Raw genomic sequence first — 13375 nt, 5'->3', positions numbered from 1 at the left:
CCAGTCAAGCCGACTGTCAGAGCTGGATTAGCATCCCCGTACACTTTAGTTGCATCAGCCGCAGTCGCAGTCAATGTTGCTTTAGTCACAGTCAAGTTGCCTGCCACAAAAGATACTGTGTAGTTTGCACTAGCAGTCAAAGCCGTTGTTACTGAATAAGTACCTACAGCGCTAGAAGCAGAACCAGTAGAGGTGTAAGTCGGAGCAGAAGTAGTGTCACCGTTTACCAAGCCAACTACAGTGCTTGAGAAAGTCGGTAAAGCTGCACCATAAACCTTAGTAGAAGCATCGGTAGTTACGCTCAAAGCGGCAGGAGTGATGTTCAAAGTACCGTTAGCGTAGGTAAACACATAGTTGCCAGAAGCCAAGTTACCTGGAGTAGCAACCAATACTGAGCCACCAACTCCGCTGGCTACTGTAGTCGTTGTAGTTGGTGTCGCTGAGCCTGTTACGACTGAAATGTTCTCACCGTTTTTATAGCCAGTGATGGTATTAGACAGGGTTGGAGTTGCTGCACCGTAAACCTTAGTTGCGTTATTGGCAGTTACAGTCAATGTAGCTGGAGTAACGCTCAAAGAGCCGTCCACAAAAGTGGTGTTGTAGTTTGAAGCTAAGAACGCACCACCGCCAGTAGGAGCACTTGCGGCTACACCATAAGAAGCAACTGAAGCGGTATTAACTGCCCCCGTGCTTGCTAGGGCTACATTACTAATCTGCTCACCGTTCACTAAGCCACCAGTAGAAAATCCGGTTGTGCCTAAAGTGGCTGTATCGCCATAAACCTTAGTCGCGTTGTTAGCGGTAATGGTTAAGGGGGCTTGAGTAATTGTTAAATTGCCATCAACAAAAGATACTAAATATTGCTGATTAGATAAGATCCCGCTGGGGGTTACTACATAAGTACCAGCATTACTCGCTGAAGTCGTTGTTACACCACCACTAAGATAGCTATAGCTAAGAGTTCCCAACAAAACTGTTGGCGTAATTGAGTAAGTAGAAGTTTCGGAATATGTCAGCCCACTATAAACCGCATTGCCACTATTAGCAGTAATGGTAATTGGCTTCATAAAATATTGTAAGAACGGCATTGTCCCCGGCAGGATGATCCAGGTGCTAGCAAAATCCCAGGCAGGGTTTGTGTTGCTATTAGCCGCAGTCGAGGATGTGAAATTGGCCTGCACCATCATGTCTGCGGTGGTCATGCCGGTGACGCCGGCCTTAACTGCTCCACTTACCCCCTGCATTCCTGGATTCGATTGGGAGCCGTAAAAATTATTGCTATCGGCTACTGTGCTAGTGCCAGCTAGTGCACCAGTAGTTGCTGATGCTGCAACCGAGGTGGTTACTACACCAGTTGCATAACTATTCTGTATAGGCGCCGTTGTGTCACCAATCAAGCCTCCGGCATTACAACAATCGGCAGTGACGGAGCCTGTAGCGTATGTATTTTGCGTAAGGCCAGTAGACCCTCCTATCAGACCACCAACCCCGGTTCCTCCATATACAGCACCGCTGGCATAACTAATATTAACTGGGCCGGTAGTACTTCCGACAAGCCCCCCAACCCCAAACGCCCCGACAGCTCCAACTACACCTTCAATGGTTCCCGTTACTTGTCCAGTCGCATAACTGGTGGTTATGGGTCCGGTTGATGTGCCCACCAAGCCACCCGTTCCAGCGCCGCCAAGAATATTGCCTGTAGCATAACTATTGGAAACCGTACCGTCCGTAATAGTGCCGACTAAGCCCCCTACTCCAGCGGCACCATGAACGCTGCCAGTAGCATAGCTATTACTAACATTACCGGTTGTAATCGTACCGACTAAGCCGCCTGTACCCGCGGCACCATGAACGCTGCCAGTAGCATAGCTATTACTAACGTTACCGGTTGTTGCGCCACCAACTAAACCGCCCGTATAGGCCGCACCAATAATAATGCCCGTTGAATAACTATTGTCTATATTTCCTGAAAAGTTTTGCCCTACTAGGCCACCTGTAAAGGCGGCCCCAGTTACATTTGCAGTGCTGTAACTTTTGCGTATTAATCCAGAATCGTTATACCCAACTAAGCTGCCAGTTTGACTGCCCCCATTGATATTGCCGCCAACAATACCCACGTTTTGTATTCGAGTGACACCAGACAACAAACCAAAAAGGCCTGCATTTGCAGTAGCACCTAAATTTAGATTTAAATTAGCGATCGTATGACCCAGGCCATCGAAGTACCCGGTAAATGGACTTCCAGTCTTCCCTATAGGCGCAAATCCTGCACCAACGTTATACCCATAAATTGCCGTTGCAGAGGCATCGATGTTATTACCCAGTACAAAATTGCCGCCCAAGTTTGAGGTAGCGGCCATACCTTGTAAAGTGGTCAGTGTGGGTGAAGTTGTAGCATCAACAATCACCCCCAATGTTGTAACCACCATATAGTTTTTAGTAATGCCATCAGAGCCCAAAGTGGTCGTGAAATTCTGTCCACCAGGTAAGTTAATCACCTTATTCACGACATAATCGTATGGATTGTTTGAGGCAGGTGCTGACAGGCCGTAGTTTAAGGTTAACTTTGCCGTACTTCCAGTGATAAGACCATTGCTATTGCCTGCTGAATTACTTAACAGCGCATTAAAGTTAATATTGTTTTGCGCATTGAGAATTAAATTTCCAGTTGTCCAATATATCGGCGCGGAGATATTTAAATCATTTGCAAGGCTCCCTGTCCCAGTAAGATAATTCGTGCCATAAGTAATGTTGTAGCCTTGCTGGGTACTTCCAAAACCATTTAATGAAATTGCTTCAGTCCCGGCAATAGGTGTACTGCTGAGCGTAAGTCCAGCAGAGGTAGTAATGAGCTTGGATGGATCGGTTACTACAATATTGGTTGTGTAACCAGTCGGATTATTTAATGAAGCTGGCTGAGCACCGCTGTAAATTGAGCTAACCTGAATTGGGGTTAACCAATAAGTTAGTAGTGGAGTAGTTATGCCATCATAGTTAAGCCATTTAGTGGCTGTACCACCACCGCTTACATTAGTTATATCAAAACCAACATAATTAGCACCAACCAGCATTTGCGCTGATGTCAGCGGCTTACCATAATCGCTAGTATTCAAATCGCCATTGAAGTAGCTGTTAGTTGTAGTTGATGTTGAATTTCCTGTTAGGCCATCCCCAGTAGAATTTACTAGACCAGAAGCATAGCTGTTTGCAACTGTGCCAGTAGTAATACCAATCAAGCCACCAGTAGAGCCAGCAGAACCAGTTACTTTACCAGTCGCATATGAATTTGTTACAGGGCCAGTAGAGTTTGCAATTAAGCCGCCTGTATCGGTAGAACCAATTACTGTGCCAGTCGCATAACTTGAATCAGCTCCACCAGCAGTAGTCATTCCAATTAAGCCGCCAGTATCAGTTGTGCCATTTACGTTACCAGTCGCATAACTTTTGCTCACAAGTCCAGAGGTAATATGGCCAACTAAGCCACCTGTTTGTGATGCGCCTGAAACGTCGCCATTTGCATGACTATTCGTCACTTTTCCAGAAGTACCGTCGCCCAAAAGACCACCGGTACTAGTTTGACCAATTACTTTACCTGTTGCATAACTATCAATAATGTCACCAGTCGTACTACTACCAACAAGACCACCAACATTTGCGCCAGCACTTGTAACTGCGCCAGTTGCATAGTCATTTTTAATTAAGCCAGAATTATTAATTCCGATCAAGCCACCAGTATTTACAGCGCCATTAACATTGCCAGTGGCATAACTATTTGTAACGCTACCAGTTTCATTGCGACCAATTAAACCGCCCTGCCCACCGCTAAGAGAGTAAACAGTTCCAGTGTTGTAAGAGTTAGAAACGGTGCCGTAGTTCCATCCGATCAAGCCTCCGCTATTAACAGCGCCTTTATTAAGACCGCCAACCAATCCTACGTTTTGTATGTAAGAGCCAGCTCCAACCGTATTAAATAAGCCAGCCGCAAGACCTGATGTAATGTTTACGCCAGTGATGGTATGGCCAAGGCCATTGAACATTCCTGTGTAAGTGGTAATCCCACCCGTGGAAATCCCAGTAGCATCTAGGTTAGTCCCTAATGCGTAGTTTCCAGTTGAACCAATTGCTTGGAAATCACCCAGAGTGCTACTTCCAGCCGAACCAAAATTGTTAATGACCGTGTAATCACTTCCGTTGATGGTTAAAAAACCAGCTCCTGAGCGTGTACCAAAATTTACTGAGCCAGCAAAAGTACCATCTGCATTAAAGCCAGTATTAACAGTACCGCCAGCAACAAAAGTGTCCAGACCATTGTCTGCTGAGGTTGTCATTACTAATTTAGCAGAGCCCAAAGCATTCATTGGGGCGTTTATGTTGATGCTATGAGCCGCTTTTAAATCTAAAGTATTTGCACTCCAGCTAACCGTATCATTTACGTTAATATCGCCTGAGCCTTGGGTAGGTGAACCTGTGGATGAAATAATATTTACGCTGCCGCCAGCTAATTGAGCGGCTAAGACTGTCCCAGTAATATTTCCGCCTGTAGCGGCAATTGTGAAATCAGTTGGATCAATAGTCCAAGTACCAGCATCCCCTTTGGGAGCTAAAGTATTTACTACTGCGCTATCTGCTACATTGACATGGGAAGCTGAAGTATCAATTAGTCCGCCATTACCACCTAAATCACCGCCTTTAGCAGTAATCGTGCCAGTAACATTGGTTTTGCTAACGGAGTTTGTTAAATCAGCGATGATGTCAACTTTACCGCCATTACCTACGCTGTTTGGTGCGGCATCAGCCTTAATGACACCGCCAGCATTGATCGTTGAAGAGGCAGAAAGACGAATAACGCCGCCATTGCTTGTAAGGCCTGTAGCATCAAGATTGCCAATATTGCCAACAATGCCGCTATTAATATCATGCGCCGCTTGAGCTGAGAGAATAATCAATCCACCTGGAGCATAAATAGCATTGCCATTTGATACAAAAGCATCGATCGTAGATGCGGTTACTCGTACATTAGAAAGCGTATTACCCGCGAATTGCAGCTCATAAGCACTACCAGCTGCTAAAGCAACTGTGCCCATTTGCGCTACGATCACACCATTATTAATTACGCTTGGAGCCATCAAAGCAATGTAGCCACCGAGCATTGCCGTTAAATTGCCATTATTGATAATTGAGCCTGTTGCCCCATTATTTGAGAAAGTTGTTAACCCAGACATAAAGTCAGAAGTGCTGATGCTAGCCGTAGTCGCTAAAAATCCACCAACATTGACTGAGGCTGACGGTGAAAAATACACCCCGTTTGGATTGACTAAATAGACCTGACCATTTGCGTTAACTTTGCCAAAGATTTGGCTGGCATTGGTATCTAAAACACGATTTAACAGGACACTAGAAGCATTAGGCTGAGCGATATTGACCGTTGCAGCAGAGCCTACGTTAAAAGTCTGCCAATTAATTGCCGCTCTAGAAGTAGCTTGGTTGATCTGCATGACAGCACCAACTTGGCCTACCGTTGCCGAACCGCCCACTACTGCTGAGCCTGTAGGTAATTGATTAGGCGCCGGAGGAGCTGCTTGAGTCAAAGTACCACCGAGCAACATTACTAAAACTGCAGAGGTCGAAACAATCAAAGTAGAACCTGAAACACCCTTCCCTTTTGACTTAACTGCCTCGGATACCGCTACATAGGTATTAGAGACATGTGACCATACTAGATTAAATGTTTTGTTCATGGGGTTGGTCGACTTTTCAAAGTATCAACATTAAAAAGCGTAAGACGCACTCAACCAAAAACGATCAATGGTTTGCGTACCGTCCTGATCATTCCCCGTTAAGGTTGGATTGGGATTAGTACCGATGCGGTGGGCATAGGTGATATTTAAATAGGCCGCCTTGACAGGTCTCCAGCCAAGAGATAAACCTGCACCTTGCAGCGCATATTGGTTAATTGAGGAGGCACCATTAATATTGTTATTAGCGTTTTGATTGAGCCGCCCATAGTCATAAAACAGTGCTGCAACAATGTTTTCAGGCAGCTTCTGACGTAGCTCTACTGTGAGGAGTTGCCCCGTGCTACCGGCGCCCTCACTTGTTGGATAAGCCCGCACCCCATAGGCTCCCCCTAGATAGAACTGCTCAGAAGAGTCTAAATTTTGATTGGTGAGCTGTCCAGTAATGCTGCCAAATAAAGAGGTGTCCTCTAAGAGATATTGATTGCGAGTAGCGTTGTAGCGAATTTTGGTAAAGCTACCTTGCGCACCTGTACTACTGGCTACTGAAGCTTGGTTTGGGGAGTTTGCTAAGTCAACGTTGCCAGTAACTAAAGTTAGGCTGGCGGTATTGGCACCGCCACCAGCAAAACTATCAAAGCGATTACCGTACATGCTCACGGAATAATCCATGACGTTGTACTGACTGATTAATGTGCCAGAACTACTGTTACTAAATTGGCGATAGTCTGCGTTTGCGCTTACATAAAGATTGGCGGAGCGTGAACGAATTAAAGGGTATGAGCTTTCTAGCCCTATTGTTTGGGCTGAACCATAGCCACCTAAGGGGGCGAAGGTGCCAGAAACGATTTTGTAGTCAAGTGTAGAGGCATTAATACCTACTCGTACACCATCGTTACCGACTGGGGCGGTATAGGCTAAACGTCCGTAGTTTGAGCCCTCTGAGTAAAGATAAGTTGCCGAGAGTAAGTCGCCGATACCCGCGGGACTATTGATCCCTGCATTACCAAGCACCCTAAAAGATCCTGTAGAGGTTGGTCCCGTGTTATCCATAAGAACACTGCCATAGAGCAGATTTTCATCCTCAACCTTGACACCTAAGTCAGTAGTAGCCTTCAAAGTTCCGCGTATCAGAACACCGCCTACGGTTACCCCTGGCAAATCATCTGCCAATAAAAGCCCGCGATCTAAATGGTCTATGTTGATTGGCTGTCCAGCTAGTTGCTGGGCGTCGATTATGGTGATAATTTGCTCCGGCGAAACACGTACTGACGTTCCTTCGATTCTGGCTTTACCAAAGATCGCCTCTTGAATTTCTACATGAAGCGTGCCATCTTGCAACTCTTGTTCAGGCAGTCGAACCCGAGCTAAATAGCCAGCATCTTTATAGGCGCTCTCAATGGCATAAGAAAGGGCTTGCAACTTCGAGTAATCGAGTTTTTGATTTAGATATGGAGCAACTACTGCGTCTAACTGCGAGCTAGAGAGCAGCGTGTTGCCTTTATAAACAACCCTCTTGAGGGTAAAGGTAACTCCAGTTGGCTTTAATTCCCGTCGTGCGGGAATAATTGGTTGAATCGATTTAGGTGGGAGTTGCTGTGAGTTGATCTCTTGATCAATATTTTGCTGTAGAGAGCCTGCACTAGGCGCTTGAGCCCGAGCAGATGAAACGCTAAACGAGATCCAGCACAGGCCTAGAGCAATTAGTGCGCTACGTTTTGCAGGCACGAGCAAGCCCAGCGCAATAATATTCAAAAAAACCTTATTTAAATTTTTACCCGTAAAAATGTAAGCGCACTCCTCCAGGAACATTACAGTCAAGTAGTGACCGAATATCCGGGACGGCTGTAGTTACAAGTGTGGAAGGGGTGAGACCTGCTCTAATTCGCTAGAGAGGACGACTGTTACGTAGGGTTAAAAAAAATCGAGTACTGTAACAATTATTAACCTCAATCTGTAATTATTATACTCCTTAATTCAAAAAATGAGTGCCGTTAATTTAATATGTTTCTATAAAGTGCCAATGAGTGCCCTATGGGGTGTTTTAGCATCAATGGTCGACCGCTTGTGGCTGCCCTCTGCCAATCAGAAGCCTCAAAAAGTCCCGTTTGAGTGTCTGATATGGGTTTCATAGCAGACAATAAGCGATAGATATATAGCAAATCTTGCTCGCCTAATTATGTGTTGGGTTGAATTCGTCAGCGTTAAATCGCATCTGACATACTCTGTCAATTCATAGGTCTCTGGTTCGAGCCCAGATTGAGAAGCCAGACACAAGAAAACCACCTTTTGTGGATCAGATCATTTTTTTTAGGTGGTTTTTTGCATCTCTGATGAAGCGATTGAGCTTAGATCAATCCCTTTTTACGAAGATTGGCCAAGCGGTTATTCAGCGTCTTGATGGTGAGAAGATTGTATTTATCCCCTTGCGACCAAGCACTTCCCTTCCATTCAATGCCTTCTGGGGTGACATCGGCAAACGGCTCTTTGCCATCTTTTGCGTAACCCTCTAAGATGGCAATTAGTGCAGCACGATCATCGGATCCGCCGGCATCTTTGACTGCGTCCAAAATCGGCTTGGTGATCGTATCGCCATAAGTGACCTTTGAATCAGGATGATTTGGCGCTACTGGCTCTTCAAAGATGTATTCATGAGGCCATTCAAAGACATTTCTTGCTGAATTTTTTACAGCCTCTGGACTGACTGCACCGGTACCAGGATTTTTCGGGTCGACAGGAAGGTTTAATTCCAAAATCCAAGCTTCGAATTCTGCAATGCGGCTATAGCGCTTTTCTTCACTATCGCGCTTCTGCTCTTCTTGTGACAGCAACAAAGTGACCCAAGCCCAGGCGATGTCTTTGGGTATAGCAAACTCTTGAGCCAGAATACCGCTCGCTTTTTTAAGGATAGGTTTGGATGTCAGTTTTGTCATTACGTTCTTTCTGCATTCTTTAATAAGTGCCTTCAATTTAATGTGGAAAGTCCAATGGAAGGCTCCCGTTCATTTTTTTACAATGCTCGCCACAGACCCCGTAGGATACTCTTGATTACCCGATCCTTAGCCTCTAATGAGTGGATTAACCTAGGTCCAGCAGGCTCCAGAGCCTAGGAATATCACAAATCAAGCAAGATTACCTGTATTCACTAAAATAGCCCCCTATGACCAAGATTCCAGAACTTCTAGCCCCAGCCGGCAGCCTCAGTATGCTGCGCACCGCATTCGACTTTGGTGCGGATGCGATTTATGCCGGCCAACCGCGTTACTCGCTGCGGGTACGCAATAACGACTTCGGCAAAATAGAGACCCTCAAAGAAGGTATCGATACCGCCCATACTTTAGGCAAGAAGTTTTACCTTGTCTCCAATTTATTACCCCATGGTGGCAAGACACGCACCTATATTAAGGATATGGATCCAGTCATTGCATTGAAGCCGGATGCAATCATCATGTCCGATCCAGGCCTGATCATGATGGCCAGAGAAGCTTGGCCAGATATGCCGATTCATTTATCAGTACAAGCGAATACTGTGAATGGCGCTGCTGCTAAATTTTGGCGCTCCGTTGGTATTAGCCGCGTCATTTTGTCACGCGAGCTCTCCTTTGATGAAATCGAAGAGGTCCGTCAAGACTGCCCAGAAATGGAATTGGAAGTCTTTGTTCACGGCGCTTTATGTATTGCCTACTCAGGTCGCTGCCTTTTATCTGGCTATATGTCTCATCGAGATTCAAACCAAGGCGCCTGCACTAATGCTTGTCGCTGGGATTACAAAGTAAAGCCTGGCCAACAAAATACAAGTGGTGATGTAGTTTTGCTGCAAGAGGCCAGAAGACCCGATGATTTGATGCCCATGGAAGAAGATGAACATGGCACCTACATCATGAACTCCAAAGATCTTCGTGCTATTGAGCATATTGATAGATTAACTAAGATGGGTGTGGACTCATTCAAGATTGAGGGTCGCACCAAGTCTCCTTATTACGTATCTCGTACTTGCCAGTCCTATCGTACGGCGATTGATGATGCAGTTGCTGGTCGCCCAATGAATATGTCCCTCATTGGCAACCTTGAAGGCCTAGCTAATCGCGGCTATACCGATGGCTTTTATGAACGTCACCACGATAAAGAGTATCAACTCTATATGCGCGGCCACTCTCTGTCTGGTAGAAGCCTCTATGTTGCTGAAACCTTAGAGATTGATGAGGCTTCAGGCCGCGTTAAGGTAGATGTCAAGAATCGCTTTTCTATTGGCGATAAGTTAGAAATCATTGAGCCAGAAGGCAATCAAGATATGGTCTTAGATGCGATGTGGAATCTTAAGGGCGAGCCAATCGATGTTGCCCCTGGATCAGGCCACTTTGTTTGGATCAATCTACCACTTAAGAGTCAGCATGCATTTATTGCTCGCTATACCAATGAGCCCGCCCCTGTTGAGGCAGCAAGTTCGTGCAGCAACTGCTAGGCCATCGAAACCAATTCCAAGTCTTTTTTAGAATCTACCAATGAATAATATTCAGGCGCCCAAAAAAAATTCTCCTAGCTTTAAAACAAAGGCTAAGGAGGAGCTCACCAAAGCCCTCCAACTCTCAATATATTTTGGGATATGGTTTTGCGCCCTAGCGTTTCTAGGGGCAACATCCTTAGATGAAAGGCCTATTCCTTTATCCATCTTTGGTTTTGCCTTAATTAAAGCAGTTTTCTGCGCTAAATTTATGTTGGTCGGACAAGCCATCATTCCAATTAAGGTAAATGCAAAGAATGGGATTGTGACTTCCCTCATCCTAGAGTCCCTTGTTTATCTGTTAGTTGTAGTAGGATTAAATTACCTTGAAGCTGGGACTCATGGACTGATCCATGGCAAGGGGTTCATATCCTCATTGGCTGACTTTGGCAGATCCAACCCACTTCATGTCGTGGCCATGTCGATTGTCTATTGGCTAATCGTCTGGCCTTATTTATTACTAGTGGGTCTTAAATTAGCTATCGGTAGCACGGCGACGCTAGAGATTCTATTTGGCAACAAATCTCAATCTAGCAAATAAAGTTTTGAATCGCCCCAATCTGTCATCGCGTTTTTTGGATGGGGCTTTGATAGCCTTTGGACTGCTATTTGGATCAACCACCCTCTTGATATCGCCATCGTATGCTCAGGAGATTGAGGCGCGTACTTATTCCAATGCACCAATTGGTATTAATTTCCTAAGTGCCGGCATTGTTCAGGCCAAGAGCGGTAATTACACCCTCACTAGTGAAGTAATGAGCCTGACTCACATTATTGACGTAGCTGGACAATCAGGAAAAATTACCTTGGTGCTGCCCTATGGTCGACTAAATAAATCAAGCACTATTGGGGGCAACTCCTTAAATGCTAGCGCCGAAGGCTTATCCGACCCAGTGATTAAAGCCTCAGTCAATTTATACGGCGCTCCTGCGCTCACGCTGGATCAATTTAAAGATTACCAACAAGATATCATCATTGGCGTAAGTGTCGCAGCATCGGCCCCTTGGGGCAAATATAACGACGAACAAATCATTAATGTCGGAGCCAACCGATGGTTTGTGCAACCAGGCATTGGAATCTCAAAGGCAATTGGCCCATGGCGATTTGAGCTTGCTGGCGCTGGAATTTTTTACACCAGCAATACCGACTTTATGGGTGGAAATACCCTCTCACAAAATCCCGTCTACACGCGTCAAGGCCATGCAATTTACTATTTTGAGAATACAGCTTGGATTTCAGTGGATGCGACTTACTTTACAGGTGGTCAGTCCTACCTCAATGGCAATCCCATTTCCGGAAGTCAAGAAAATTGGCGCTATGGCAGCACGATGTCTTACCCGGTGAATAAACATAACTCCATTAGGCTGTCAGCGAGTACTGGTGCTTACTCTCGAACAAACAATAGTTACGACCTCTATGGGATTTCTTGGCAATACCGCTTTGGCGGTGGCCTGTAGTTTTTTATCAACCGCGCAGATGGCGGCGCACAATTTTACCTACATTGGATTTTGGCATTTCATCAATAAAGGCAATTTTCCTGGGACGCTTATAACTCGGCAATTGCTCTTTGCAAAACTGAATGACTTGCGCCTCAGTTAAGTCTGTTTTGTCTTTGACGATATAGGCCTTCACGATCTCCCCCAGCTTACGGTGCGGCAATCCAATTACAGCGCACTCTCTAACTCCGGGCATTAATGAGATCACTTCCTCAATCTCATTGGGAAATACTTTAAAACCGGCAACCACAATCATGTCTTTCTTGCGATCCACAATCTGTACATAGCCTTCGGAATTCATGATGCCAATATCTCCAGACTTAAAATACCCTTCTGGGGTAATAAATTGCCCGGTCTCTTCGGGTCTATTCCAGTAGCCCGCCATCACTTGTGGGCCCTTAATGCAAATTTCTCCTGGCGTGCCGAAGGGAACTTCCACTCCATCATCATCCAATATCACTACGTCAGTGCTGGGAACTGGCATACCAATGGAGCCCGTGAATTCTTTTATAAATGGGGTGTTAACGCAAACTACTGGCGAAGTCTCTGAAAGACCGTAACCCTGGGCAATCGGCACACCTGTTAGCTTATGCCAGAGATCGGCAGTCTTCTTTTGAACCGCCATGCCTCCACCGATGGTGACCAAAAGATTTGGCAGTTTGACCGCCTTGAACTCTGGTCGGTGTATTAGCGCATGAAATAAAGTATTCACACCAGGAAAGATATTAATGTCAGGATGCTTCATCAATAGCTTGATGAAACCAGTGATATCACGGGGATTGGCAACCAGAATTAACTTAGCACCCTTCCGCATTCCCAGCAATCCACAGGCGGTGAGCGCAAAAATATGTGTCATTGGTAAAGCGCATAGAAAAACGAGTTGCTGTAGATGGCGATGTTGTAGAGCGGGCTCCAGCCAAGACTCAATTTGAATGATGTTGGCTAATATATTCCGGTGCAAGAGAACTGCACCTTTGGAAATCCCCGTGGTTCCGCCCGTATATTGCAAGAAGGCAATATCTTCTAAGCCTAGATTTGGCTTACTAAAGCCGTGCCCAGAACCAATTTTGAGAGCCTGATTCAATTTAATGCAAGGAAAGCTCCATTGCCGAACGAGTTTTTTAATATGGCGAGCTACTAGATTGATGATGACGCCCTTAGGCCCAAGGGTTTCACCCAAACTACTCACAATCACTTTTTTTACAAGCGCTTGATTGGCGATCTCTTGATATACATGAGCAAAGTTTTCTAATATCACTAATATGGTCGCACCACTATCGCGTAATTGATGCTCTAACTCTCGGGCTGTATACAGCGGATTAATGTTCACAACCGCAAAGCCAGCTCGGAGGGTGCCCAGCATCGCAATGATGTATTGCGGCACATTTGGAAACATGATGGCTATACGTGAGCCAGCTTCAAGACCTAAGGTTTGGAGATAGGCTGCAAAGTCTTGCGAGAGAATATCGAGCTGACGATAGCGAATTTTGTGCCCCATCGACTCGAGCGCAATGCGATCGGGATATTTTTTGAAAGATTCTTCTAGCAATTCCACAATGGATGAATGACCGGCTAAATCCATCTCATGAGGTACTCCCTCAAGATAGTTTTTTAGCCAAGGTTTCTGGGAGTTCATATCAATG

7 protein-coding genes are annotated in these 13375 nt (G+C 45.5%); 3 read left to right on the top strand and 4 right to left on the bottom strand.

What is annotated here, in order from left to right; all coding sequences use genetic code 11:
- The 3 genes from CBI30_RS06575 to CBI30_RS06565 all read right to left on the bottom strand — a co-directional run.
- The coding region (locus CBI30_RS06575) for an MBG domain-containing protein (protein WP_099045778.1) at positions 1-5738 on the bottom strand (5738 nt) is incomplete at its 3' end.
- Between the two features lie 30 nt (positions 5739-5768).
- Entirely contained in the window at positions 5769-7490 is a 1722-nt protein-coding gene (locus tag CBI30_RS06570; RefSeq protein ID WP_161492279.1) for a ShlB/FhaC/HecB family hemolysin secretion/activation protein, read from the bottom strand.
- A gap of 593 nt (positions 7491-8083) precedes the next feature.
- The gene (locus CBI30_RS06565; protein ID WP_088527502.1) at positions 8084-8668 is read right to left on the bottom strand and encodes a hypothetical protein; all 585 of its coding nucleotides are present in this window, start codon (positions 8666-8668) and stop codon (positions 8084-8086) included.
- Between the two features lie 227 nt (positions 8669-8895).
- On the opposite strand from CBI30_RS06565, the gene CBI30_RS06560 reads away from it, so the two are divergent.
- From CBI30_RS06560 to CBI30_RS06550, 3 genes are read left to right on the top strand one after another with little or no spacing between them, the layout of a single operon-like run.
- Positions 8896-10197, top strand: a complete 1302-nt coding sequence (locus CBI30_RS06560; protein ID WP_088527501.1) for a peptidase U32 family protein — start codon at positions 8896-8898, stop codon at positions 10195-10197.
- Between the two features lie 40 nt (positions 10198-10237).
- Positions 10238-10777: a hypothetical protein gene (locus CBI30_RS06555; RefSeq protein ID WP_088527500.1), complete on the top strand. Its 540-nt coding sequence runs from the start codon at positions 10238-10240 to the stop codon at positions 10775-10777.
- A 4-nt stretch (positions 10778-10781) separates the two neighbouring features.
- Positions 10782-11693 carry a transporter gene (locus CBI30_RS06550; RefSeq protein WP_206075587.1) on the top strand — a complete coding sequence of 304 codons (912 nt, stop codon included), beginning with the start codon at positions 10782-10784 and terminating at the stop codon, positions 11691-11693.
- A gap of 7 nt (positions 11694-11700) precedes the next feature.
- Here CBI30_RS06550 and CBI30_RS06545 read toward each other — a convergent pair whose 3' ends face one another.
- Entirely contained in the window at positions 11701-13368 is a 1668-nt protein-coding gene (locus CBI30_RS06545) for an AMP-binding protein (RefSeq protein WP_169711256.1), read from the bottom strand.
- Positions 13369-13375: the final 7 nt, after the last annotated feature.

Source organism: Polynucleobacter aenigmaticus, assembly GCF_002206635.1.
GTDB lineage: Bacteria > Pseudomonadota > Gammaproteobacteria > Burkholderiales > Burkholderiaceae > Polynucleobacter > Polynucleobacter aenigmaticus.
The sequence above is the reverse complement of the archived record's forward strand: the minus strand, read 5'-3'. Positions and strand labels throughout refer to the sequence as shown.